21 protein-coding genes and 2 tRNA genes are annotated in these 24,965 nt (G+C 68.7%); 12 read left to right on the top strand and 11 right to left on the bottom strand.

Annotated features, from left to right (window positions below; genetic code table 11):
• Window positions 1-66: 66 nt before the first annotated feature.
• The 8 genes from ABTX60_RS14210 to rpmH form a co-directional block, all read right to left on the bottom strand.
• Complete coding sequence (locus tag ABTX60_RS14210; protein ID WP_352097344.1) at window positions 67-1,167, bottom strand: ParB/RepB/Spo0J family partition protein; 1,101 nt, start codon at window positions 1,165-1,167, stop codon at window positions 67-69.
• Window positions 1,164-2,240, bottom strand: a complete 1,077-nt coding sequence (locus ABTX60_RS14205; RefSeq protein ID WP_351640914.1) for a ParA family protein — start codon at window positions 2,238-2,240, stop codon at window positions 1,164-1,166. Before ABTX60_RS14205 ends, ABTX60_RS14210 begins: the two co-directional genes overlap by 4 nt.
• A gap of 290 nt (window positions 2,241-2,530) precedes the next feature.
• Entirely contained in the window at window positions 2,531-3,247 is a 717-nt protein-coding gene (gene rsmG, locus ABTX60_RS14200; RefSeq protein WP_352097343.1) for a 16S rRNA (guanine(527)-N(7))-methyltransferase RsmG, read from the bottom strand.
• A gap of 124 nt (window positions 3,248-3,371) precedes the next feature.
• Window positions 3,372-3,884, bottom strand: a complete 513-nt coding sequence (locus ABTX60_RS14195) for a Jag family protein (protein WP_053670147.1) — start codon at window positions 3,882-3,884, stop codon at window positions 3,372-3,374.
• A gap of 15 nt (window positions 3,885-3,899) precedes the next feature.
• Window positions 3,900-5,189, bottom strand: coding sequence for a membrane protein insertase YidC (gene yidC, locus ABTX60_RS14190; protein ID WP_352097342.1), 1,290 nt, complete (start codon window positions 5,187-5,189; stop codon window positions 3,900-3,902).
• 3 nt (window positions 5,190-5,192) lie between these two features.
• The gene (gene yidD / locus ABTX60_RS14185) at window positions 5,193-5,567 is read right to left on the bottom strand and encodes a membrane protein insertion efficiency factor YidD (protein ID WP_352097341.1); all 375 of its coding nucleotides are present in this window, start codon (window positions 5,565-5,567) and stop codon (window positions 5,193-5,195) included.
• Window positions 5,564-5,935: a ribonuclease P protein component gene (rnpA, locus tag ABTX60_RS14180; protein ID WP_078615240.1), complete on the bottom strand. Its 372-nt coding sequence runs from the start codon at window positions 5,933-5,935 to the stop codon at window positions 5,564-5,566. Before rnpA ends, yidD begins: the two co-directional genes overlap by 4 nt.
• Before the next feature lie 21 nt (window positions 5,936-5,956).
• Window positions 5,957-6,094 carry a 50S ribosomal protein L34 gene (rpmH, locus tag ABTX60_RS14175; RefSeq protein ID WP_005482975.1) on the bottom strand — a complete coding sequence of 46 codons (138 nt, stop codon included), beginning with the start codon at window positions 6,092-6,094 and terminating at the stop codon, window positions 5,957-5,959.
• Between the two features lie 397 nt (window positions 6,095-6,491).
• Between rpmH and dnaA the strand changes: the two genes are divergently transcribed.
• The 9 genes from dnaA to ABTX60_RS14130 all read left to right on the top strand — a co-directional run bounded on the left by dnaA (window position 6,492) and on the right by ABTX60_RS14130 (window position 19,688).
• Entirely contained in the window at window positions 6,492-8,609 is a 2,118-nt protein-coding gene (gene dnaA, locus ABTX60_RS14170; RefSeq protein ID WP_352097340.1) for a chromosomal replication initiator protein DnaA, read from the top strand.
• Between the two features lie 977 nt (window positions 8,610-9,586).
• Complete coding sequence (dnaN, locus tag ABTX60_RS14165) at window positions 9,587-10,717, top strand: DNA polymerase III subunit beta (RefSeq protein WP_352097339.1); 1,131 nt, start codon at window positions 9,587-9,589, stop codon at window positions 10,715-10,717.
• A 209-nt stretch (window positions 10,718-10,926) separates the two neighbouring features.
• Entirely contained in the window at window positions 10,927-11,802 is an 876-nt protein-coding gene (gnd, locus tag ABTX60_RS14160) for a phosphogluconate dehydrogenase (NAD(+)-dependent, decarboxylating) (protein ID WP_104779130.1), read from the top strand.
• Between the two features lie 70 nt (window positions 11,803-11,872).
• Window positions 11,873-12,994 (top strand): DNA replication/repair protein RecF, encoded by a 1,122-nt coding sequence (gene recF / locus ABTX60_RS14155; protein WP_352097338.1) that lies wholly within the window; start codon window positions 11,873-11,875, stop codon window positions 12,992-12,994.
• Window positions 12,991-13,557, top strand: a complete 567-nt coding sequence (locus ABTX60_RS14150) for a DciA family protein (RefSeq protein WP_352097337.1) — start codon at window positions 12,991-12,993, stop codon at window positions 13,555-13,557. The genes recF and ABTX60_RS14150 overlap by 4 nt, the downstream gene beginning before the upstream one ends.
• Before the next feature lie 431 nt (window positions 13,558-13,988).
• Window positions 13,989-16,049 (top strand): DNA topoisomerase (ATP-hydrolyzing) subunit B, encoded by a 2,061-nt coding sequence (gene gyrB / locus ABTX60_RS14145; RefSeq protein ID WP_352097336.1) that lies wholly within the window; start codon window positions 13,989-13,991, stop codon window positions 16,047-16,049.
• 42 nt (window positions 16,050-16,091) lie between these two features.
• On the top strand, window positions 16,092-18,686 hold the full coding sequence (gene gyrA, locus ABTX60_RS14140; RefSeq protein WP_352097335.1) for a DNA gyrase subunit A: 2,595 nt from the start codon (window positions 16,092-16,094) through the stop codon (window positions 18,684-18,686).
• Between the two features lie 19 nt (window positions 18,687-18,705).
• Complete coding sequence (locus ABTX60_RS14135) at window positions 18,706-19,500, top strand: DUF3566 domain-containing protein (protein ID WP_352097334.1); 795 nt, start codon at window positions 18,706-18,708, stop codon at window positions 19,498-19,500.
• Between the two features lie 114 nt (window positions 19,501-19,614).
• Window positions 19,615-19,688 (top strand) — tRNA-Ile (locus ABTX60_RS14130).
• A gap of 208 nt (window positions 19,689-19,896) precedes the next feature.
• On the opposite strand, the gene ABTX60_RS14125 is transcribed toward ABTX60_RS14130, so the two are convergent.
• The gene (locus tag ABTX60_RS14125) at window positions 19,897-20,259 is read right to left on the bottom strand and encodes a DUF6344 domain-containing protein (RefSeq protein WP_352097333.1); all 363 of its coding nucleotides are present in this window, start codon (window positions 20,257-20,259) and stop codon (window positions 19,897-19,899) included.
• A 337-nt stretch (window positions 20,260-20,596) separates the two neighbouring features.
• Between ABTX60_RS14125 and ABTX60_RS14120 the strand changes: the two genes are divergently transcribed.
• Complete coding sequence (locus ABTX60_RS14120; RefSeq protein WP_003999697.1) at window positions 20,597-20,725, top strand: DLW-39 family protein; 129 nt, start codon at window positions 20,597-20,599, stop codon at window positions 20,723-20,725.
• A gap of 161 nt (window positions 20,726-20,886) precedes the next feature.
• Entirely contained in the window at window positions 20,887-22,236 is a 1,350-nt protein-coding gene (locus ABTX60_RS14115; protein WP_352097332.1) for a hypothetical protein, read from the top strand.
• A gap of 42 nt (window positions 22,237-22,278) precedes the next feature.
• Here the strand turns inward: ABTX60_RS14115 and ABTX60_RS14110 are convergent, their stop codons facing one another.
• Both ABTX60_RS14110 and ABTX60_RS14105 read right to left on the bottom strand, forming a co-directional pair.
• The gene (locus ABTX60_RS14110) at window positions 22,279-23,748 is read right to left on the bottom strand and encodes a serine/threonine-protein kinase (protein ID WP_352097331.1); all 1,470 of its coding nucleotides are present in this window, start codon (window positions 23,746-23,748) and stop codon (window positions 22,279-22,281) included.
• Window positions 23,749-23,994: 246 nt separating this feature from the next.
• Window positions 23,995-24,543, bottom strand: a complete 549-nt coding sequence (locus ABTX60_RS14105) for a helix-turn-helix domain-containing protein (protein ID WP_053670162.1) — start codon at window positions 24,541-24,543, stop codon at window positions 23,995-23,997.
• Between the two features lie 181 nt (window positions 24,544-24,724).
• On the opposite strand from ABTX60_RS14105, the gene ABTX60_RS14100 reads away from it, so the two are divergent.
• A tRNA-Ala gene (locus tag ABTX60_RS14100) sits at window positions 24,725-24,797 on the top strand.
• Window positions 24,798-24,965: the final 168 nt, after the last annotated feature.

Here is a 24,965-nt window from a genome sequence, read left to right as displayed (position 1 = left end):
CGTTCCGGCACACACCGGACATGGCCCGCTCCGTCTCCCACACCGCGGAGGTTCCTCGCCGGAGGCTCAGGACTCGTTCTCCTCGGAGTCGCCCTCCTGAAGACTCTTCTGCAGGACCGGCCCTTCGCCAGGAGCGAGTGAACCCAGGATCCGCTCAAGGTCCTCCATCGAGGCGAACTCGACGGTGATCTTGCCCTTCTTCTGGCCCAGGTCGACCTTCACGCGCGTCTCAAAGCGGTCGGAGAGCCGCGTAGCGAGGTCGGACAGTGCAGGAGAGACCCGCGCACCGGCACGCGGGCCCTTGGGCTTCTGAGCCTTCTGGGGCCGTGACCCCATCAGGGTCACGATCTCCTCGACGGCCCGCACGGAGAGACCCTCGGCCACAATGCGGTGAGCGAGCCGGTCCTGCTCCTCCGAGTCCTCGACGGAGAGGAGCGCCCGCGCGTGGCCGGCGGAAAGCACCCCGGCGGCGACCCGGCGCTGCACAGCCGGGGAGAGCTTCAGCAGACGCAGGGTGTTGGAGACCTGAGGACGGGATCGGCCGATGCGGTCCGCCAGCTGGTCATGCGTGCAGTTGAAGTCCCTCAGCAACTGGTCGTAGGCGGCTGCCTCTTCCAGCGGGTTCAGCTGGGCGCGGTGCAGGTTTTCCAGCAGGGCGTCCAGGAGGAGCTTCTCGTCCTCCGTGGCACGCACGATGGCCGGGATCGCCTCCAGCCCCGCCTCACGACAGGCCCGCCAGCGCCGCTCGCCCATGATGAGCTCGTAGCGGCCGGGACCCACCTGCCGTACGACGACCGGCTGGAGGAGCCCCACTTCCTTGATGGAGGTGATGAGCTCGGACAGCGCGTCCTCGTCGAAGACGTCACGCGGCTGGCGCGGGTTCGGCGAGATGGAATCGAGGGGGATCTCGGCGAAGTGCGCACCAATGGGTGCTGCAGGCGTGGCAGGAGCAGTCGACTGCGCCGGCTCCTCTGTTTCACGTGAAACAGGCGGCAGCGTTGCCACCTTCGCCGCGGCCACCCCTCGGTCGTTCGGCAGCACAGGCACTGCCGCGGGGGACGCGGCCACAGCGTTCCCCGCCGCGGCCTGGGCCACCGACTTCTCCGTCGGTGCGGCAGGGATCAGTGCGCCGAGACCACGGCCCAGCCCCCTCCGTCGCTCGCTCACTGAATGCCCTCCACCATGCTCGGGTCGTTCTGCTGTGCGCCGATATGGGCGTGCGTCGCGTCATAACTGATGCCGACGCCTTTCAGCGCGATCTCTCGTGCCGCCTCAAGATAGGAGAGGGCACCACTCGATCCAGGATCGTAGGTCAGTACCGTCTGCCCATAACTCGGGGCCTCCGAGATACGGACGGAGCGGGGGATGCTCGTCCGCAGTACCTCGTCACCGAAGTGAGTGCGCACCTCTTCCGCGACCTGGGACGCGAGGCGCGTCCGGCCGTCGTACATGGTGAGCAGAATGGTCGACACATGCAGGGCGGGGTTGAGGTGCCCCCGCACCAGGTCGACGTTGCGCAGCAGCTGCCCGAGGCCTTCCAGCGCGTAGTACTCGCACTGGATGGGGATCAGAACTTCCTGGCCCGCCACGAGGGCATTGACCGTCAGAAGACCGAGCGAGGGCGGGCAGTCGATGAGGATGTAGTCCAGCGGCTGTTCGTACGCCTGGATCGCGCGCTGAAGCCGGCTCTCCCGTGCCACCAGGGACACAAGCTCGATCTCCGCACCGGCGAGATCGATCGTGGCGGGGGCGCAGAAGAGTCCCTCGACGTCGGGGACCGGCTGCACGACCTCGGAGAGCGGCTTGCTGTCGACCAACACGTCGTAGATGGAAGGGACTTCGGCGTGATGATCGATGCCCAGGGCGGTCGACGCATTGCCCTGTGGGTCGAGGTCGACCACCAGGACCCGGCCACCGTGCAGCGCCAGCGATGCGGCAAGGTTGACGGTCGTCGTCGTCTTCCCCACACCGCCCTTCTGATTGGCGACCACGATGATGCGCGTCTGCTCGGGCCGTGGCAGGCCTTCGCCGGCACGACCCAGAGCCTCCACCGCCAGTTGGGCAGCACGACCGATGGGAGTGTCGTCCATCGGAGGCGGTGTTTCACGTGAAACATCCGCCCCCATCGACTCGGTACGGGGACCGGGGACCGGATCGGTCATCGGTCCCGCGATGTTGGCGTCGGACCGCAAGGATTCACTCTCCTCGACTTCAGGCTCGCAATGAACAGAGCCTCCCATGTCTTCGGGGTCGCGAACCAGTGAGGCCTGGCGTTCTGTGGAGAAATCCACCTCTGTGGATACCTCAGGTCCCTCATCGAGTGAACCAAGAGGCTTTCGGTCGCGGGGTTCGGCCGCAGCGCGGCCACGACTGATGATGCCGTGCAGCAGTGAGCGACGTTTCACGTGAAACACGATGCACAGCAGCCGTGGCCGGACCGTCGCGACACTCCGGCATGCATGGGTTTGGCAGCTTGTGTGGAGTACGTCTCTTCCTCAGGACGGATCAGCACCGCCCACCCAGGATCCGCTCAGCGGCGACGACGCGTCCGGCCCGTGCGAGCCGCCTTCGCGCGCTTCGCAGCGAAGCGCACACCGCCAGGGCTTTCCCCGACCTCGACCCGTACGACGGTGGAAGTCGGGTCCACCACGCCCTCACCGACATGCAGGATGGACGTCTCCACCGCGCCCAGCTTGTTCAGCGCCGCAGACGCGCTCTTCAGCTCCTCCTCGGCGGTGTCACCCTTGAGCGCGAGCATCTCCCCGTACGGTCGCAGCAGCGGAATGCCCCAGGTGGCTAGCCGGTCGAGCGGCGCGACGGCTCGGGCCGTCACGACGTGGACGGGCTGGATCTTCCCCATGACCTCTTCGGCCCGGCCGCGCACGACCGTCACATGGTCGAGGCCGAGCAGCTCTACGACCTCGGTGAGGAAGTTGGTACGCCGCAGCAGCGGCTCCAGGAGCGTGATCTTCAGGTCGGTGCGGACCAGCGCCAGCGGAATGCCGGGAAGCCCTGCGCCGGAGCCGACATCGCACACGGTCACGCCGTCGGGCACGACCTCCGAGAGCACCGCGCAGTTCAGCAGGTGCCGCTCCCACAGCCGGGGCACCTCGCGCGGGCCGATGAGACCGCGCTGCACGCCCGCCTCTGCGAGCAGCTCGGCGTATCGCACCGCATCCGCGAAGCGATCACCGAACACCTCGCGCGCCTGCTCGGGCGCGGGGGGAAGCTCCGCTGCCTCCGTCACGGGGGACCGTCCTTCCGTACCGCGTCGGCGCACCCGGCGCCGACGCCAGAACCACCAGAACTATCAGGCTGACAAAGTTCGGCCCCGCCTGCGCAACAGACGGGGCCGGAGACCTAAGGACCGATCAGGCAGGCAGCACGACGACGAAGCGCTGCGGCTCCTCGCCCTCGGACTCGCTGCGCAGACCCGCGGCCTTGACCGCGTCGTGCACGACCTTGCGCTCGAAGGGCGTCATCGGCTTCAGCTTGACGGCCTCACCGCTGCTCTTGGCCTCGGCGGCGGCCTTGGCACCCAGCTCGGACAGCTCGGAGCGCTTCTGTGCCCGGTACCCCGCGATGTCGAGCATCAGACGGCTGCGGTCACCGGTCTCCCGGTGGACAGCCAGACGGGTGAGCTCCTGGAGCGCCTCCAGTACCTCGCCGTCCCGGCCGACCAGCTTCTGCAGATCGCGGCCGCCCGTGTCACTGATAATCGAAACGGAGGCGCGGTCGGCCTCGACGTCCATGTCGATATCGCCGTCGAGATCGGCGATGTCGAGCAGACCCTCCAGGTAGTCCGCCGCGATCTCGCCTTCCTGCTCCAGGCGAGTCAGGGTGTCTGCACCCTCGGCAGCGGCGGAGGTGGTGCCTTCCGTCACGGGATGGACTCCTTCTTACTTCTTGGACGGGGACTTGGGCCGCTGCGGACCCTTGCGCTGTCCGGACTGGGCCTTGCTGCGGGTACCGCCGGCGGGCTTCGCGCCGCCCTTCTTGGCAGCGGTGGCGGGCTTGGCGTCCTCGGGCTCGCCGGACTTGGTCAGCGACGTCTTCGGCTCGTTCTCATCGGCCGCCTTCGCACCTCCGGCCACGCCGTGCTGGCGCTGCGACTTGCTCTGCCGCTTGGGCTGCTGGCGCTTCGGAGTACCGACGGCGGTGGTCGGCGTACCGTCCTCGGCCTGGGCTGCGGCCGCGGTGTCGCTCTTGATCACAGTGCCGTCGGCCTGTGCGGCAAGGCCGGCCTTGCTCAGGCCGTTGATGAACTTGCGCTCGAACTCGTTGCGGTCGCGGCCCTTGGCGACGATCGCCTTGACGATGGCCCGGTCGCGTCGCTTGCTGACCTTGTCGTGCTGCGTGACGTGCTTGGTCAGGCGGTCGAGGTACGAGGCCTGGGCCTTGGAACCCGGGGTCGGGTTGTTGTGGATGACGTACATCTGCTGGCCCATGGTCCACACGTTGGTGGTCAGCCAGTAGACGAGGACACCGACCGGGAAGTTGATGCCGAAGACGGCGAACATGACCGGGAAGACGTACATCAGCATCTTCTGCTGCTGCATGAACGGGGTCTTCACCGTGGTGTCGACGTTCTTCGTCATCAGCTGGCGCTGGGTGAAGAACTGCGACGCCGACATCATGACGATCATGATGGCGGTGACCACGCGGACGTCGGTCAGGGAGGCACCGAGCGCCTCCACCTTCGACGCGCTGTCGGTGAACTTCGCCGCCAGCGGCGCACCGACGATGTGCGCCTTCTGCGCGCTCTGCAGCAGGCTCTGGTTGATCACGCCGATGGTGTCGCCCGAGGCGATGGCGTTGAGCACGTGGTACAGGGCGAAGAAGAACGGGGACTGCGCCAGGATGGGAAGGCACGAGGAGAGCGGGTTGGTGCCCGTCTCCTTGTACAGCTTCATCATCTCTTCGGACTGACGCTGCTTGTCGTTCTTGTAGCGCTCCTGGATCTTCTTCATCTCGGGCTGCAGCGTCTGCATGGCCCGGGTCGCCTTGATCTGCTTCACGAAGAGCGGGATCAGGCAGATGCGGATCAGGATCACCAGGGACACGATCGACAGGCCCCAGGCCCAGCCGGTGTCAGGGCCGAAGAGGGCGCCGTACACCGAGTGGAACTGGACGATGACCCAGGAGACGGGTGTGGTGATAAAGCTGAAGAGGCTGGCAATCGTGTCCACTAATCATGCTCCTTGGGCATGGGACGGTGTCTCTGCGGCCGGGCCCGAAGGACTCGACGGACTGGTGGGAGAAGTCCGTCCCTCGGTGGCCGGTCCGACGGCGGAGGGCCCGCCCTTGCGTGCATGCCACGCGTTGCGCAGCATTTCGTGCCACCGCGGGCGCTTGCGCGGCGGGACATGGTCCACACCGCCCAGCGACCACGGATTGCACCGCAGGATGCGCCAGGCCGTGAGTGCCGTTCCCTTGATGGCACCATGCCGGTCGATGGCCGTGAAGCCGTAGTGGGAGCACGACGGGTAGTACTTGCAGACCGGCCCCAGCAGCGGACTGATCGTCCACTGGTAGAGCTTGATCAGAGCCAGCAGCGGGTACTTCATCGCGCGCCCCCTCCCAGCAACCGCTGGAGAGCGGCATCCAGGTCTCGGGCCAGCTGTGCATGGTCGGCGTCGCCCGATCCGGGCAGCGCTCGTACGACTACCAGGCTACCGGGGGGCAGCTGGGCGACTCGCTCGCGCATCAGGTGGCGAAGCCTGCGCTTCACTTTGTTGCGCACGACCGCGCCACCCACGGCTTTGCTCACGACGAAACCCGCACGCGTCGGGGGAGCGCTCTCCCCAGGCGCGTGCGGGTCCGTGGAACCGCTACGTAGGTGGACGACGAGGAGTGGGCGTCCGGCCCGGCGTCCTCGTCGTACCGCGGTCGCGAAGTCCTCGCGCCGCCTCAGCCGATGCTCGGTAGGCAGCACGACGTCATGACCTGATCAGGATCAGGCGGACAGGCTGGCGCGACCCTTGCTGCGGCGGTTCGCGAGAATCGCGCGACCGGCACGGGTACGCATCCGCAGGCGGAAGCCGTGGGTCTTCGCGCGACGACGGTTGTTCGGCTGGAAGGTGCGCTTGCTCACTCGGGGGCTCCAGAAGAAATCGGTAGTTGCGGGGTGCCGTCCTGGCTGTCACCGTGCGCCCACGAGTAGCTCGCAGTTACGCCCGAGTGCACCGCTGACCGATCACCCAAATGATCTGTGCCCATCGGAGGCAGGCGGCAGCAGCCATCGACAACTCGACCTGGTTACGGTACGCGCGGCTACGCCATCCGGTCAAACCGGGAGTCGCCAGGAGACACTTGTCCACAGGCTGGGGACAACAACTTGAACCGTACCGGCCACGCTGACTACCGTGGCGGAACTCCGATTCGTTCCCTTATCCCTGCCCCGGCGGGTTTCCTCCCGCCCACCCACCCGGATGACATCCCAAGCCGTCCCAGAACCACACGTTCGTGGGACCTGTGAGAGAGCGTGCCCTGTGGCTGACGTACCTGCCGATCTTGCCGCAGTGTGGCCACGCGTATTGGAGCAGCTCCTCGGGGAGGGCCGCGGCCAAGGGGTCGAGGGGAAGGACGAGCACTGGATCCGGCGGTGCCAGCCGCTCGCCCTGGTCGCGGACACCGCGCTGCTCGCCGTACCGAACGAGTTCGCGAAGGGCGTACTGGAGGGCCGGCTTGCGCCGATCGTCAGCGAGACGCTGAGCCGCGAGTGCGGACGCCCGATCCGCATCGCGATCACCGTCGACGACTCCGCGGGCGAGCCCCCCGCCCCGCCGGCGCCCCCGGCCCGCCCCCAGCAGCGCTACGAGGAACCCGAGCTCCCCTCCGCCCGCCAGGAGCGCGACGGGTACGACCGCCCGGAGCGCGATGGCTACGACCGCCCCGAGCGTGACGCGTACGACCGCCCGGAGCGCGATGGCTACGACCGTCCGGAGCGTGACGGCTACGACCGCCAGGACCGCGACGGGTACGACCGCCAGGACCGCGACGGGTACGAGGGGTACGGACGCCACCGCGCCGACCAGGCGCCCGGGCCGGCCGGCGACCAGCTTCCCCCTACGCGCGCAGACCAGCTTCCGACGGCACGTCCCGCGTATCCGTCCGAATACCAGCGCCCCGAGCCCGGCTCCTGGCCCCGGCCGGCGCAGCAGGAGGAGTACGGCTGGCAGCAGCAGCGCCTCGGCTTCCCCGAGCGTGACCCGTACGCGTCACCGCAGCAGGACTCGTACGGCTCCCAGGACTCGTACAACCCACAAGCCCCTTACGGCTCCGGTTCCCACGACACATACGGGTCCAAGGCGTCCAAGGACTCCTACGGCCCGCCCTCCCAGGACTACCGCCCGCAGTCCATGGAGCGCCCCTCCTACGAGCAGCCGCGCTCCGACTACGACACGTCACGCGGCGACTACGACCAGCGCGACGCGGTGCGCCGGGAGCTGCCCGAGCCGCCCGCCGGTTCGGGCCACGTCCACCGGGGCGGCCCGGTCGGTCCGAACCTGCCGACGACCGGTGCGCCCGGCCCGCTGGCCGCGCAGCCCGCACCGGCGACCGGCCCGGGTGAGCCGACCGCCCGTCTGAACCCGAAGTACCTCTTCGACACCTTCGTCATCGGCGCCTCCAACCGCTTCGCTCACGCGGCCGCGGTCGCGGTGGCCGAGGCGCCGGCGAAGGCCTACAACCCCTTGTTCATCTACGGGGAGTCCGGGCTCGGCAAGACCCACCTGCTGCACGCGATCGGGCACTACGCGCGCAGTCTGTACCCGGGCACGCGGGTGCGGTACGTGAGCTCGGAGGAGTTCACCAACGAGTTCATCAACTCCATCCGCGACGGCAAGGGCGACAGCTTCCGCAAGCGGTACCGGGAGATGGACATCCTGCTCGTCGACGACATCCAGTTCCTCGCGGACAAGGAGTCGACGCAGGAGGAGTTCTTCCACACCTTCAACACGCTGCACAACGCCAACAAGCAGATCGTGCTGTCCTCCGACCGGCCGCCGAAGCAGCTGGTGACCCTGGAGGACCGGCTGCGGAACCGTTTCGAGTGGGGACTGATCACGGACGTCCAGCCGCCCGAGCTGGAGACGCGGATCGCGATCCTGCGCAAGAAGGCCGTGCAGGAGCAGCTGAACGCGCCGCCGGAGGTGCTGGAGTTCATCGCGTCCCGGATCTCGCGGAACATCCGTGAGCTGGAGGGCGCGCTGATCCGGGTCACGGCGTTCGCCTCGCTCAACCGGCAGCCGGTGGACCTGGGGCTGACGGAGATCGTCCTGAAGGACCTCATCCCCGGCGGCGAGGACTCGGCCCCCGAGATCACCTCGACGGCCATCATGGGCGCGACGGCGGACTACTTCGGGCTGACCGTCGAGGACCTGTGCGGCACCTCGCGCGGCCGCGCCCTCGTCACCGCCCGGCAGATCGCCATGTATCTGTGCCGTGAGCTGACGGACCTGTCCCTTCCCAAGATCGGGGCGTTGTTCGGCGGGCGCGACCACACCACGGTCATGCACGCGGACCGCAAGATCCGCAATCTGATGGCCGAGCGCCGCTCCATCTACAACCAGGTCACGGAGCTGACCAACCGCATCAAGAACGGCTGACGGCGACGGCGGTACGCCGCTGAAGGCGCCCCCCGAACCTTCGAGGGGCGCCTTTTTCATGCCCGGGAGCCGCTGGGGCGGCGCGGGTGGGCGCAGCGGCAGCCCTTTCCGGGGGCTCCTGAGCCCCATCGCGGGCCTCAGAGCCGCCCCCGTGCGGAGCATCGGCTCCCGTCTCCAGCCACCCGCTCGCAACCCACTGTTCGATTACTCGCCGGGTTACGGCCTCTCTCCACAGATTCGGGGACTTTCTGCCGTCCACATCCTGGGGACCGGGGAGTTGTCCAGATCGTGTCCACAGCCGCCACTGTTGAAAGACCATCAGACCAGCTCAGGTGCTTGTGGATTGGTGGACGAAGGATCTCCACAGACTGTGGACGACGAGATGATCCACAGGCTGTGCATCGAGTTGTCCACCGGCCGCCCACAGGCTGGGAGCGGTTGTCCCCAGCGATCGGCTGCTTCTCCACATGCCTGTCCACTGTTCGGCAACGCGACGCGCCTCCTCACCGGGTCGAGTGAAAGGCGTCACACGAAGGTGCCGGGTTGGGCTGTGGGAAACGTGGGTAAAGCTGGGGACGGCGCTGGGGAGAACTCGCCTCCCCCTGTGCACGGCGTGTGCAGAACTTTCTGTTCTCCACAGATGCGCCCGGTTGTCCACCGCCTCCACCCACAGGGCCCGTGGACAAAATTGCCGCTCTGAGCTGGGCAAACGGGGTTATCCACGGTATCCACAGCCCCTACTACTACTCCCGACTAGAGAGAGCTGGGAATCCGTTTCGAAGGGGGTCCTGTGCACAACTCGCTCTTCGGTGCCCGACTGCCCCTCGTCACGACTTGACCCCGAGAGGCACCTACTGTCAGTGCCGTGCGTCAGACTGGTCCCGGTGTCCTCCCCTCACAGGGACCAGTCGGCACCGAGACAGACGACGAGGGCCAGGCAGAGCGAGAAGCGCCGGCAACAGCAGGAGGCGGCAACAGTGAAGATCCGGGTGGAACGCGACGTACTCGCGGAGGCAGTGGCCTGGGCGGCACGCAGCCTCCCGGCCCGTCCGCCGGCGCCTGTCCTCGCCGGCCTCCTGCTGAAGGCCGAGGAAGGCCAGCTGAGCCTGTCCGGCTTCGACTACGAGGTCTCCGCGCGGGTCTCCGTGGAGGCCGAGGTCGAGGAGGAGGGCACGGTCCTGGTCTCCGGCCGCCTGCTCGCGGACATCTGCCGCGCCCTGCCCAACCGCCCGGTGGAGATCTCCACAGACGGTGTACGGGCGACCGTGGTCTGCGGCTCGTCCCGGTTCACACTCCACACCCTGCCTGTGGAGGAGTACCCGGCCCTGCCCCAGATGCCGAACGCGACGGGCACGGTCCCCGGCGAGGTCTTCGCCTCCGCCGCCGCCCAGGTCGCCATCGCGGCCGGCCGCGACGACACGCTGCCCGTCCTCACCGGTGTGCGCATCGAGATCGAGGGCGACACGGTCACGCTGGCGTCCACCGACCGCTACCGCTTCGCGGTCCGCGAGTTCCTGTGGAAGCCGGAGAACCCGGAGGCCTCCGCGGTCGCCCTGGTTCCCGCCAAGACGCTCCTGGACACCGCCAAGGCCCTGACGAGCGGCGACCAGGTGATCCTTGCGCTGTCCGGCTCGGGTTCCGGCGAGGGCCTGATCGGCTTCGAGGGCGCCGGCCGCCGTACGACGACCCGCCTGCTCGAGGGTGACCTCCCGAAGTACCGCACGCTGTTCCCGACGGAGTTCAACAGCGTCGCCGTCATCGAGACCGCCCCCTTCGTGGAGGCCGTCAAGCGTGTGGCCTTGGTCGCCGAGCGCAACACCCCGGTGCGGCTCAGCTTCGAGCAGGGCGTGCTCATCCTGGAGGCCGGTTCCAGCGACGACGCACAGGCTGTGGAAAGGGTCGACGCCCAGCTCGAGGGCGACGACATCTCGATCGCCTTCAACCCGACGTTCCTGCTGGACGGCCTGAGTGCCATCGACTCCCCGGTGGCCCAGTTGTCGTTCACGACGTCCACCAAGCCCGCGCTGCTCAGCGGCAGGCCGGCGCTGGACGCCGAGGCGGACGACGCCTACAAGTACCTGATCATGCCGGTGCGCCTCAGCGGCTGAGCCCGCCCCGCGGCACCGTGGTCTGGCTGGGGATCACCGGCGTCTGTCCACAGGCTGAGGACAAACCCGCAGGTGAGGGCTTACGACTGAGCGCGTATGCCCACAGATGTGCGCGAGCGTCCGGGTTTAGGCTCGGACGCGGGTACGAAAGTGCCTCGCGGTACGCACGTGCCGCCACGCCACGTCGCAGAACCTAAGGAAAACAACTGATGGAGCTCGGTCTCGTCGGCCTCGGCAAGATGGGCGGCAACATGCGCGAGCGGATCCGCCGCGCAGGTCACACCGTCCTCGGATACGACCGCAACCCGGACCTCGCCGATGTCCACAGCCTGGAAGAGCTTGTGGGCAAGCTCAGCGGACCGCGCGTGATCTGGGTGATGGTCCCCGCGGGCGAGGCCACGCAGACCACGATCGACCGGCTCGCCGAGCTGCTGGAGCCGGGCGACGTCGTCGTGGACGGCGGCAACTCCCGCTGGACCGACGACGTCAAGCACGCCGAGGAGCTGGCGGCCAAGGGCATCGGTTTCGTCGACTGCGGCGTCTCCGGCGGCGTCTGGGGCCTGGAGAACGGCTACGCGCTGATGTACGGCGGCGACAAGGAGAACGTCGCCAAGGTGCAGCCGGTCTTCGACGCCCTCAAGCCGGAGGGCGACTCCGGCTCGGTGCACGCCGGCAAGGTGGGTGCGGGCCACTTCGCGAAGATGGTCCACAACGGCATCGAGTACGCGATGATGCAGGCTTACGCCGAGGGCTGGGAGCTCCTGGAGAAGGTCGATTCCGTGACCGACGTCCGGGAGGTCTTCCGCTCCTGGCAGGAGGGCACGGTCATCCGCTCCTGGCTGCTCGACCTCGCGGTCAACGCGCTCGACGAGGACGAGCACCTGGACGAGCTGCGGGGTTACGCACAGGACTCCGGCGAGGGACGCTGGACCGTGGAGGCCGCCATCGACAACGCGGTGCCGCTGCCGGCGATCACCGCGTCGCTGTTCGCGCGGTTCGCCTCCCGCCAGGAGGACTCGCCCCAGATGAAGATGATCGCGGCGCTGCGGAACCAGTTCGGCGGCCACGCGGTCGAGAAGAAGTAGCCCAGCCGAGAAGTAGTCCACAGGGCTGCACCGCAGTCCACAACCGTCCGGGGAGGTCGGCGAAACGACCATGCACGTCACGCATCTGTCGCTGGCCGACTTCCGCTCGTACCCCCGGGTCGAGGTCCCGCTCGACCCCGGGGTGACGGCCTTCGTCGGGCCGAACGGGCAGGGCAAGACCAACCTCGTCGAGGCCGTCGGCTATCTCGCCACCCTCGGCAGCCACCGGGTCTCCTCCGACGCGCCCCTGGTCCGCATGGGCGCCGAACGCGCGATCATCCGGGCCCAGGTCCGTCAGGGCGAACGGCAGCAGCTGGTCGAGCTGGAGCTCAATCCGGGGCGCGCCAACCGGGCCCGTATCAACAGGTCCTCGCAGGTCAGGCCGCGTGACGTGCTGGGGATCGTGCGGACCGTGCTGTTCGCGCCGGAGGATCTCGCGCTGGTCAAGGGCGACCCCGGTGAGCGGCGCCGTTTCCTCGACGAGCTGATCACCGCGCGTTCCCCGCGGATGGCCGGGGTCCGCTCCGACTACGACCGGGTCCTCAAGCAGCGCAACACCCTGCTGAAGTCGGCCGCGCTGGCCCGCAGGCACGGCGGTCGCACGATGGACATGTCCACGCTGGACGTGTGGGACCAGCATCTCGCGCGCGCGGGAGCCGAGTTGCTCGCCCAGCGGCTGGACCTGATCGCGACGATCCAGCCACTGGCCGACAAGGCCTACGAGCAACTCGCGCCCGGCGGCGGCCCGATCGCGCTGGAGTACAAGCCGTCCGCGCCCGGCGAGGCCCACACCCGCGAGGACCTCTTCGAGCAGTTGATGGCGGCGCTCGCCGAGGCCCGCAAGCAGGAGATCGAGCGCGGCGTCACCCTGATCGGCCCGCACCGGGACGACCTGCAGCTCAAGCTCGGCCAGCTTCCCGCCAAGGGGTACGCCTCCCACGGCGAGTCCTGGTCCTACGCGCTGGCGTTGCGCCTGGCTTCGTACGACCTGCTCAGAGCGGAGGGCAACGAGCCGGTGCTGGTGCTCGACGACGTCTTCGCCGAGCTGGACACCCGTCGACGTGAGCGCCTGGCCGAGCTGGTCGCGCCGGGCGAGCAGGTCCTGGTGACGGCCGCGGTCGACGACGACGTCCCGCATGTGCTGTCCGGGACGCGGTTCGCCGTGTCCGAGGGGGCGGTGGAGCGCGTATGACGGGAAACACACCCGGCGGGGTCCCGAGTCCCTCTCAGTCGTCCGGCGGGGCCGCGAAGCCTCCGGAGACGTCCGGCGTCGACCTCGCGCGTGTGGCGCTGCGCGCGGCCAAGGAAGCCGCACGCGCGCGGGGGGACGCGGCGCAGCAGAAGAAGCAGGCGCGTCGCGGCGGTCTGCGCTCCGGCGCGCGCGCTGACGGACGCGATCCCATGGCGCTCGGGTCCGCGATCAACCGGCTGATCACCGAACGCGGCTGGGAGGCGCCGGCCGCCGTGGGCGGTGTGATGGGCCGCTGGCCGCAGATCGTCGGCGAGGACGTGGCCAAGCACTGTGTGCCGGAGAAGTACGACGAGGACGAGCGGGTGCTGACCGTGCGCTGCGACTCGACGGCCTGGGCGACGAATCTGCGGCTGCTCGCGCCCACGCTGGTCGCGCGTCTGAACGAGGACCTGGGCCATGGCAGGGTGAAGCTGATCAAGGTGCAGGGCCCCGGCGGACCCGCCCGCCGCTACGGCCCGTTGCGCGCCCCCGGCAGCACCGGTCCGGGCGACACGTACGGCTGATCGGCACCGGTTTCCCACCTGTCGACAGTACGTGACTGACATCACATCAACGCCTTCCGACGGCTCTCCTGGGGCATCGGCGCCATCCCTGTCGTGTGCCCGCACACGGTTGCGAATCACGACCTGACTCCTAAGTAGCCAAGGGTTGACGGCCGGAAGCGCTGAGTGCCGCCGTGAGCCTCTTGGAGCCCCCATCCGTATATCGGGAGTCGGACAAGACCCGTCGAGGGCGGCACATGCGGACTCAGGTACCGGCAAACCCCCATCAGTGTCAGTGCTACCGGTAGACTGGAAGCAATCCCGCCCCCATCGTGGGGACCGTCCGGGAAAAGCTGAGCAACGCTGATCAAGGCTTACCAACGCAACATGCCGCAGCCGCTCCGGCAACCCGCCGACGAGCCTGGCTCGTGCTGTGCCAGAAAGGGCGCTTCGTGGCCGATTCCGGCAACCCCAACGAGAACATCCCGTCCACCGACGAAGGCGTGAGCAGCGAGGCGATCACCTCCCACGGCGAGGTCACCGCCTCGTACGACGCCAGTGCCATCACCGTCCTCGAGGGTCTGGACGCGGTCCGTAAGCGACCCGGCATGTACATCGGCTCGACCGGTGAGCGTGGCCTGCACCACCTGGTGCAGGAGGTCGTCGACAACTCCGTCGACGAGGCCCTGGCGGGCCACGCGGACACGATCGACGTCACGATCCTCGCCGACGGCGGCGTGCGCGTCGTCGACAACGGCCGTGGCATCCCGGTCGGCATCGTCCCGTCCGAGGGCAAGCCGGCCGTCGAGGTCGTGCTGACGGTGCTGCACGCGGGCGGAAAGTTCGGCGGCGGCGGCTACGCGGTCTCCGGCGGTCTGCACGGTGTGGGTGTCTCCGTCGTGAACGCCCTGTCGACCAAGGTGTCCGTCGAGATCAAGACCGACGGCTACCGCTGGACCCAGGACTACAAGTTGGGCGTGCCGACGGCTCCGCTCGCCCAGCACGAGGCCACGGACGAGCACGGCACCACGGTCATCTTCTGGGCCGACCCGGACATCTTCGAGACCACCGACTACTCCTTCGAGACGCTGTCGCGGCGTTTCCAGGAGATGGCGTTCCTCAACAAGGGGCTGAGGATCAACCTCACCGACGAGCGCGAGTCGGCGAAGGCCACGGCCGGTGCGGACGAGGCGGGCGAGGACGAGAAGCACGAGGTCAAGAGCGTCTCGTACCACTACGAGGGCGGCATCGTCGACTTCGTGAAGTACCTCAACTCCCGCAAGGGAGACCTGGTGCACCCCACCGTCATCGACCTCGAGGCGGAGGACAAGGACCGGAACCTGTCCCTCGAACTCGCGATGCAGTGGAACGGCGGTTACAGCGAGGGCGTGTACTCGTTCGCCAACATCATCCACACGCACGAGGGCGGTACGCACGAAGAGGGCTTCCGCGCCGCGCTGACCTCGCTGATCAACAAGTACGCGCGTGACAAGCGGCTGCTGCGCGAGAAGGACGACAACCTCACGGGCGACGACATCCGCGAGGGTCTGACGGCGATCATCTCGGTCAAGCTGAGCGAGCCTCAGTTCGAGGGCCAGACCAAGACCAAGCTGGGCAACACCGAGGCCAAGACCTTCGTGCAGAGGGTCGTCTACGAGCACCTCACGGACTGGCTGGACCGGAACCCCAACGAGGCCGCGGACATCATCCGCAAGGGCATCCAGGCGGCCACCGCGCGCGTGGCGGCCCGTAAGGCCCGCGACCTCACCCGCCGCAAGGGCCTGCTGGAGACCGCGTCCCTGCCGGGCAAGCTCTCCGACTGCCAGTCGAACGATCCCACCAAGTGCGAGATCTTCATCGTCGAGGGTGACTCCGCCGGCGGCTCGGCCAAGTCCGGTCGCAACCCGCAGTACCAGGCGATCCTGCCGATCCGCGGCAAGATCCTGAACGTCGAGAAGGCGCGGATCGACAAGATCCTGCAGAACCAGGAGATCCAGGCGCTGATCTCGGCCTTCGGCACCGGGGTCCACGAGGACTTCGACATCGAGAAGTTGCGCTATCACAAGATCATCCTGATGGCGGACGCCGACGTCGACGGCCAGCACATCAACACCCTGCTGCTGACCTTCCTGTTCCGCTTCATGCGGCCCCTGGTCGAGGCCGGGCACGTGTACCTCTCCCGCCCGCCGCTCTACAAGATCAAGTGGGGCAAGGACGACTTCGAGTACGCGTACTCCGACCGTGAGCGCGACGCCCTGATCGAGATGGGCCGCAACGCGGGCAAGCGCATCAAGGACGACTCCGTGCAGCGGTTCAAGGGTCTCGGTGAGATGAACGCCGAGGAGCTGCGCATCACGACCATGGACCAGGAGCACCGCGTCCTCGGGCAGGTCACCCTCGACGACGCCGCCCAGGCCGACGACCTGTTCTCGGTCCTCATGGGCGAGGACGTCGAGGCCCGCCGCGCGTTCATCCAGCGCAACGCCAAGGACGTCCGCTTCCTCGACATCTGAGTCGGTCTCAGCTGACCGCACCCGGAAGGATTTTCACCAGCAATGACCGACGAGAACACTCCCGTGACGACGCCCGAGGGTGACGCCCTGGCCATGCGCGTCGAGCCCGTCGGGCTCGAGACGGAGATGCAGCGCTCGTATCTCGACTACGCGATGTCCGTCATCGTCTCGCGTGCGCTGCCGGACGTCCGCGACGGCCTCAAGCCCGTCCACCGCCGTGTGCTGTACGCCATGTACGACGGCGGCTACCGCCCCGAGCGCGGCTTCTACAAGTGCGCCCGCGTCGTCGGCGACGTCATGGGCAACTACCACCCGCACGGCGACTCCTCCATCTACGACGCGCTCGTGCGCCTCGCCCAGTCCTGGTCGATGCGCATGCCGCTCGTCGACTCCAACGGCAACTTCGGTTCCCCGGGCAACGACCCGGCCGCGGCCATGCGGTACACCGAGTGCAAGATGGCGCCGCTGTCGATGGAGATGGTCCGTGACATCGACGAGGAGACCGTCGACTTCACGGACAACTACGACGGGCGCTCCCAGGAGCCGACCGTCCTGCCGGCGCGCTTCCCGAACCTGCTGATCAACGGCTCGGCCGGTATCGCGGTCGGCATGGCGACCAACATCCCGCCGCACAACCTGCGCGAGGTCGCCGCCGGCGCCCAGTGGTACCTGGAGAACCCCGAGGCCTCGCACGAGGAGCTGCTCGACGCGCTCATCGAGCGCATCAAGGGCCCGGACTTCCCGACCGGCGCGCTCGTCGTCGGCCGCCGGGGCATCGAGGAGGCGTACCGCACCGGCCGCGGCTCCATCACGATGCGCGCGGTCGTCGAGGTCGAGGAGATCCAGAACCGTCAGTGCCTGGTGGTCACGGAGCTGCCCTACCAGGTCAACCCGGACAACCTCGCCCAGAAGATCGCCGACCTGGTCAAGGACGGCAAGATCGGCGGCATCGCGGACGTCCGCGACGAGACCTCCTCCCGCACGGGCCAGCGCCTGGTCATCGTGCTGAAGCGGGACGCGGTCGCCAAGGTCGTGCTGAACAACCTCTACAAGCACACCGACCTGCAGACGAACTTCGGCGCCAACATGCTGGCGCTGGTGGACGGCGTGCCGCGCACGCTCTCGCTGGACGCGTTCATCCGCCACTGGGTGACCCACCAGATCGAGGTCATCGTCCGCCGTACGCGCTTCCGGCTGCGCAAGGCCGAGGAGCGGGCGCACATCCTGCGCGGTCTGCTGAAGGCCCTGGACGCCATCGACGAGGTCATCGCGCTGATCCGGCGCAGCGACACCGTCGAGATCGCCCGCGGCGGCCTGATGGACCTGCTGAGGATCGACGAGATCCAGGCCAACGCCATCCTGGAGATGCAGCTGCGCCGGCTGGCCGCCCTGGAGCGCCAGAAGATCGTCCAGGAGCACGACGAGCTCCAGGCGAAGATCAACGAGTACAACGAGATCCTGGCCTCCCCGGTCCGCCAGCGCGGCATCGTCAGCGCCGAGCTGGCCGCGATCGTCGAGAAGTTCGGCGACGACCGCAAGACGACGCTGGTCCCCTACGAGGGCGACATGTCCATCGAGGACCTGATCGCCGAGGAGGACATCGTCGTCACGGTCACCCGGGGCGGCTACATCAAGCGCACCAAGACCGACGACTACCGCGCCCAGAAGCGCGGCGGCAAGGGCGTGCGCGGCACGAAGCTCAAGGAAGACGACATCGTCGACCACTTCTTCGTGTCCACCACGCACCACTGGCTGCTGTTCTTCACGAACAAGGGCCGCGTCTACCGGGTCAAGGGTTACGAGCTGCCGGACGCCGGCCGGGACGCGCGCGGTCAGCACGTCGCGAACCTGCTCGCCTTCCAGCCGGACGAGGCGATCGCCGAGATCCTGGCGATCCGCGACTACGAGGCGGTTCCCTACCTCGTGCTCGCCACCAAGGCCGGACTGGTGAAGAAGACGCCTCTGAAGGATTACGATTCGCCCCGTTCCGGCGGTGTGATCGCCATCAATCTCCGCGAGGGCCAGGACGGTTCGGACGACGAACTGATCGGCGCCGAACTGGTTTCGGCAGACGACGATCTGCTTCTGATCAGCAAGAAGGCGCAGTCGATCAGGTTCACCGCATCGGACGACACCCTGCGACCCATGGGCCGTGCCACCTCGGGTGTCAAGGGCATGAGCTTCCGCGAGGGCGACGAGCTGCTCTCGATGAATGTTGTTCGACCCGGTACGTTCGTGTTCACTGCCACAGACGGCGGGTACGCGAAGCGGACCAACGTCGACGAGTACCGCGTCCAGGGTCGCGGCGGCCTCGGCATCAAGGCTGCCAAGATCGTCGAGGACCGTGGGTCCCTCGTCGGCGCGCTGGTGGTCGAGGAGACCGACGAGATCCTCGCCATCACGCTGTCGGGCGGTGTGATTCGTACGCGGGTCAACGAGATCAGGGAAACCGGCCGTGACACCATGGGCGTCCAACTGATCAATCTGGGCAAGCGCGATGCCGTCGTCGGCATCGCTCGCAACGCCGAGGCGGGGCGCGAGGCGGAGGAGGTCGACGGCGATGTGGTCGTCGACGAGGCCGCCGAGGACGCCGCGACCACCGGCACGGACGAGGGTGAGGCGCCCTCGGCCGAGTAGGCACGAGGAGTGAGTCAGCGTGAGCGGAGCCACGGGCGCCGGACCGACCGGTACCTCCAAGGGTACGGACACGGACGGGGGCGGCCGTGGCTCCGCCGCGCGTGCGGCGGACCCGCACACGACCAACCTGAAGGCGATCAAGTCCCCGACCAAGGACGAGCCGTCGCCTGACGTGCATGGATCACAGGGGGGAACTGTGACGGACACCCGAGGTCCGCAGACCAAGCAGGCCAAGGGCGGTGCGGGTGCGTCCGCCTCCGGCGCGCAGCCGCAGCCGGCCGCGCAGGAGCCGGGCACCGCCTCGCCCCTGCCCGGGGAGCGGCAGACCAAGCAGCAGGCCGGGCCGTACCACCCGCCGCAGGCCTACCCGGCGCAGCAGGCGGCGGCCGGGGCTGGACCCGATGCCGCACGGCGTCCCCGAACGGGGCTGGGTACCACTCCGCGCGTCCGCAAGGCGCGGCTGCGGGTGGCGAAGGCCGACCCGTGGTCGGTGATGAAGGTCAGCTTCCTGCTCTCCATCGCCCTGGGCATCTGCACGATCGTCGCGGCCGCCGTGCTGTGGATGGTCATGGACGCGATGGGCGTGTTCTCGACGGTCGGCGGCACGATCTCCGAGGCCACCGGCTCGAACGAATCCAACGGCTTCGACCTGCAGGCTTTCCTGTCGCTGCCCAACGTCCTGATGTTCACGTCGGTCATCGCGGTCATCGACGTGGTCCTGGCGACCGCCCTCGCGACGCTCGGCGCGTTCATCTACAACCTGTCCGCCGGCTTCGTCGGCGGCGTGGAGCTGACGCTCGCCGAGGACGAGTGACGTCACCTTCGTCGTTGCCCTGACGGTGCCCCGACAACCGATTTTGGGACTTCCCATGTCGTGCGCTAATCTTCAGGAGTCAGCGCGCGGGACACACACCCCGCAGAGCGCGGCGGGGCTATAGCTCAGTTGGTTAGAGCGCATCCCTGATAAGGATGAGGCCACAGGTTCAAATCCTGTTAGCCCCACAGCGAAGAGCAGCACCTCACGTGAGGTGCTGCTCTTTTGATATCTCCAACCTGACACCAAGAGCCGTGCACGGCGGTGTGAGGTGCCGGGCCGGTGGCCACCGGGTATGCCCTGACCCGCGGCCCCGGACCGGGGCATGCGTAAGCCCGGCCGCTCTGTAGAGCTGCCGGGCTTTGTACGCAGATCGCTTGGGTGTTGTCCGGAGGGTCAGCGCTGGAGGGGCGTGAGCCGGTCCGCCTCGGGGTCGGGGTCCTCGTCGGTGCAGTCGATGCCGGGGGAGACCACCGTGTCCGCCGACGATCGGTGCCGGCAGCGAGGGGTCTTGCCGTGGGCCTCGGCGCGGATGCGCTGCTTCATCGTGGGGGGCAGGGCCCTTGAAGAGGACCGGGACACCGTCGGCGGCGCCGCCGTCCGCTGCTGCGGGATGCTCGCGCCGTTGCTGTTGCTCTTCTGCTCGGTCTGCGGTACAGCCGCGGCGGCGGTCGTGGTGACGAGTCCGAGCGTCGTGCACAGCGCGAGGAAGGCGGTGACGATGGTGGTCCACAGCTTCATGACCTTGTTCCGGGCCATGGCCCCTCACTTTCGGGTCGGGCGATTTGCGTACTTTCCTCATCATGTGTATGAGGGTCGAGAAGTGGTGGACCTCCGCCCGTGGCGCGTCGATGTTCCGATGAACACCACCCGGATGGGCGCAAGAGAGGTGAAAAGGTGAGGAAAGCTCCTAAGGAAGGTCAAAGTGACCCTCCGTCGGTGTGTGATCACCCTCCGATCGGAGCGGCGCGCTCCGCTTCTATCCCGTGTCCCGGGAGGGGAGTTGAGTGCCGACTCAGGTCACCGATCGGTATCGGCCGGTGTGTATAGTCGGGCGCCAGAGGTCCCCTACGTCAAGGAAAGACGAGGTCGCGCGGTGAAGAAGCTTCTCCTGGTCGCACTGGCCGCCATCGGCGGGCTCCTCGTGTACCGCCAGATCCAGGCGGATCGCGCCGAGCAGGATCTGTGGACGGAGGCGACTGACTCCGTTCCCACGGGTTCGTGAGTCACGACAACCCAGACCGAGCACACCCCGGCCGCCTCGCGGTCGGGGTTTTGTGTGCCGAGGGCCGGTCGTGAAGCCGGCCGGCGCGGCAGGATGGACCGCGGATCACGGCATTGCGGTCCGGAGACGGTGAGCGCTCCGGCGACGGTGAGGGGTGGCGCGTGAGGGGACGGAGCCGTACGGCCTGGAGGCGGCGCTCGGGGGCGTGGCGCGGCCGTCCGCCCGTGGCCGTGCGCGTCGGCGCCGCGGCCGTGGTCCTCGGGACGACAGCGGCCATGGTGCCGGGACAGGCCTCCGCCGCCGCGGGGCAGGCCTCCGGCACGCCGAGCCCGTACGCCTTCGCCCACGGCGCGCAGCGCGTCCAGGGGGCGAGGAGCACCGGGGACGCCGACCTCCTGAAGCCCGGCGAGGCCTACAAGAGCTCCCTGCCGGGCGACGGCAAGGTCAACTACCGCCTCGACCTCGACGCCACGTCCAGCGCGTACGTCTCCGTCACCGCCCTCCCCTCCCCCGACAGCACCGTCTCCGTCATCGACGGGGTAAAGGTGACCGTGCAGGACGCCGAGGGCAACACCTGCTCCGTCGACGACACGACCTTCGGGACCGCTCGCAGCCCCCACCCCATCGCGGCGTGGGGCATGCGCGAGATCTCGCCCAACCGGCCGCTGTGCAGGAAAGCCGGTGCGTACTACGTGTCCGTCGAGCGCGTCGACCCCCAGGGCGAGGGCTCCTCACCGGACCCCTGGGACCTGGAACTCGTCGCCATGACCGAACCGCGGACGGTGAGGACCGGGGCGACCAACCCACCCCAGGTGTGGAACTCCGCCACGCCCCAGCCGCTCCTGGGCGAGGCCGAGCACCGCAAGGGCGGCGCGGGGTTCACCGGGGCGACCCCCCTCGACCAGGGAGTCTGGCGGGACGACATCCGGCCCGGCCAGACCCTCTTCTACGAGGTACCGGTCGACTGGGGACAGCAGATCGCCGTCACCGCGGACCTCGGCAGCTCGGGCACCGGAGCCACCGGTTACACGTCCGACGCGCTGGAACTGGCCCTCTACAACCCCGCGCGCGGTGACGTCGCCGATGTGGGCGTCGGCTACAACGGCGGCCAGCAGTCCAGAAGCCTGCCTCCCCTGCCACCGGTCGACCACGCCAACCGCTTCTCCGCCACCGCGCAGGTGAGTGCGATGCGCTTCGCCGGCTCCTACTACCTCGTCGCCCACCTCTCGGAGGGCGTCGCCGACACCTTCGGCGACGGGCCGTTCAAGATGACGCTGCGCGTGAAGGTGAGCGGGGAGCCGCAGGGCGGCCCCGAGTACGCGGGGGAGTCCGCGCCGAAGGGTGTCTTCGAGGTCTCGGACGAGGACCGGGAGGCGGCCGCGGAGGGCGTGGCCGCGGGCGATGACACCGCCATGAGGGCGCTCGCCGTGGGCGGCATCGGCACCGGGAGCGCACTGCTCGTGGGGCTCGGGGTGTGGAGCCTCGTGGCCCGGCGCAGGAGTCTCGCGTAAGAGCTGCTTCGCCCGGGCCCGGGCCGTCTGCTGCCCGATCGCTCAGATGCGGGTCAGCGCCCAGAAGCCCACGGCGTAGCAGGCCAGCGCGAGGAGCAGCAGCGGTACCGCCACCTTGGCCGGGGGCCCCGGTCGGGAGGGCCGGTGTGCCCGGTGCCGTGACGGGGCCCGGCCGCTCGGCGGGGCGGTCGGTGTCCGGGCGGTGTACGAGGCTGTGGAGGCGTCCGTGCGGTAGTGCTCCGCAAGGGGCAGCGGAGCGCCGGAGTACACCGGGGGAAGCGGCTGTGCGGAGGACAGCCGGTGTGTGGGGTCGGAGGGGGAGACGAGTGCCTGCTGGTGCGGGGCGTGGGCCGGGGAGGGCTGGGACGGTCCGGCCGTGGGCGACGAGGTGACGGTGGGCTGCGGCGGCGGCAGATGGAAGCTGCCGGTGTCCGACATGGAGGGCGGCCGGGCCGGGTCGGCGGTGTGACGCGGGTCGGACTGCACCGGCTGTGCGCGTGGCCGGTGAGGCTCGGAGCGCTGCCCGTCCGGTGTCGACAGCCCGCCCTCGTCGCGTCCGTGTCGAGATCGCTCCCCGTTCGCCCCCGAGTGCCCGGACGGCGCCTCCCCCTGGCCCAGCCCCTTCGCTCTTTCCAGTGGCCCCTCGGCCGCGAACCCCTTCGGCAGCGGGCCCAGTTGGTCGAAGATCTCGATCAGCTCGTCGTCCGGGCCGGGCTCCGGAAGCAGCTCCGCGGCGGCGGCGAGTGCCTTGCGCGCCCCCGTGGCCGTACGGAACCGCGCCTCCGGATCCGGCTGGAGCAGCATGGCCACCACCTGCCACAGCGGCTCGGGAATGCCCTTGGGCGCGCCCGGCGTCCCGTGTTCGGCGAAGTACTGGATGAGCGCCTTGCTGTCCGGTTTGGCGCCCTCCAGCAGATACAGCGCGACCAGACCAACGGCGAACAGGTCGGCGGGAAAGTCCGGTTCGGCGCCCATCATCTGCTCGGGCGCGAGATAACCGGGCGTGCCCACCACGAGGTTGGTCTCCGTCAGGCGGGGCTCGCCCAGCCGCATCGCGATGCCGAAGTCGGACAGCCGTAGCCGCGGCCGGCCCGTGCCGGTGGCCTCCAGCAGCACATTGGCGGGCTTCACGTCACGGTGGACGACGCCCTCCGCGTGCACCGCGGACAGGCCCGACAGCAGCTGGTCGAGCAGAGCGCAGACGAAGGCCGGCGGGAGGGGGCCGTAGTCCCCGACAAGGTGCACCAGTGATCCGCCCGCGACCAGGTCCATGGTGAACAGGACCTTGTCGTCGTCGGCGGCCCAGCTGGTCGGGGCGAGTACATGCGGATGATCGATCCGCAGGGCCTGTTCCCGCACGAAGCGCAGCAGCGAGTGCGCGTCGCTCTGGAGCAGGACCTTGGCGGCCACATAGCGACGGCGACGGTGGTCCCACGCGCGCCAGACGGCACCGACCCCTCCGCGTCCGATCGGGTCGACCAATTCGTACCGGCCGGCGAAGACCTCACCCATGGCTGTACGTCGCTCCTCCCCCTGCGGCTTTCCCCCTTGCTTCCCCTCCGGCGAGCACTACGACTCCCCGACAGGCGAAACGGCTCCCCCGAACCCCCCGGTCCCCCGATGAGCGATACGTCCCCCTCGCGTCGACCGGTCCCCCGTACGGAACACGCCCCCTCGTGCCCGTCCGTACCGCGACGCGTCCCCCGTCACCTCACCCACGCCCGCTGCCGAACCCCCTTCGGCGCCCGGGCGGTGGGGTCAGCTCTGGTGGGACTGGTAGTGCGAGACCGCGTCAGAGGTGCGGCCGGCCCCGTAGACCCGGAGGAACTCTGCCAGCTCCGGATGGGTCGGGGCGAGGGTGTCGGCGGCGTCGATGATGTCGCCCGCCGCCGCGACCGACCGCAGCAGCGACTGGATTTCGCGCACGACGCGCTTGACCGTGGGCGCCCCCGAACTGCTCGTCGTCTGCGTGGTGTTGCTCAGCACCGAGCCCCCCTGTGACTTCTTGATCTCCTCCATCCGCTCGGTGGCCTCGCCCGCGCTCACGCTGCCGTCCGCGACCTGCCCCGCCAGGTCCTGCAGCAGCTGAACCCGCTGCACCACGGCGGGATTGCCGATCTTCGCGCGCTGACCGCTCATCAGCTGCGACAGCATCGGTGCGGACAGTCCCAGAACCCCCGCCAGACGAGCCTGGTTGAGACCAAGATCGTCGATGAGCCTACGGAAGAGCGCCCCCAGTGGCTCCCCGTACCAGTTCCGCTGCAGTTCCCGCGCTCTTGCGGTCGCTTCCTGCTGTGCGGCGTCCATTGCGTCTCCCCATCGCTTCCCCATGTACGGCGGTTCGCGGTAGCGAACCACGCCGAGCATCTTACGGAGAGTGGTCGACGACGGGGACCCCCAATCTTTTTGCGGAACCACGGGGGTGACCCGGTACTCTGGTCTCCGACGCCCGCCGGGATGCGGTTCCTCCGGTCGGACGTCCCCTTCCGGGGCCTTAGCTCAGTTGGTAGAGCGCTGTCTTTGCATGGCAGATGTCAGGGGTTCGACTCCCCTAGGCTCCACTTTGGAAATGCCCTCCGAACTGCGGAAACGTGGTCTCGGAGGGCATTTTTGCGTGTCCGGGCGGATGCCGGGAGCGCGTGTTTCACGTGAAACAGCCCGGCGGGGGGGGGGACTCTCAAGTCTCCCGCCCCCCCCGGCGGGTGGTTCCGGCGCCCGCAGGAACGGTC

The organism is Streptomyces sp. NPDC126510, assembly GCF_040302345.1.
Classification (GTDB): domain Bacteria; phylum Actinomycetota; class Actinomycetes; order Streptomycetales; family Streptomycetaceae; genus Streptomyces.
This window is presented reverse-complemented; position numbering and strand designations above follow the sequence as displayed.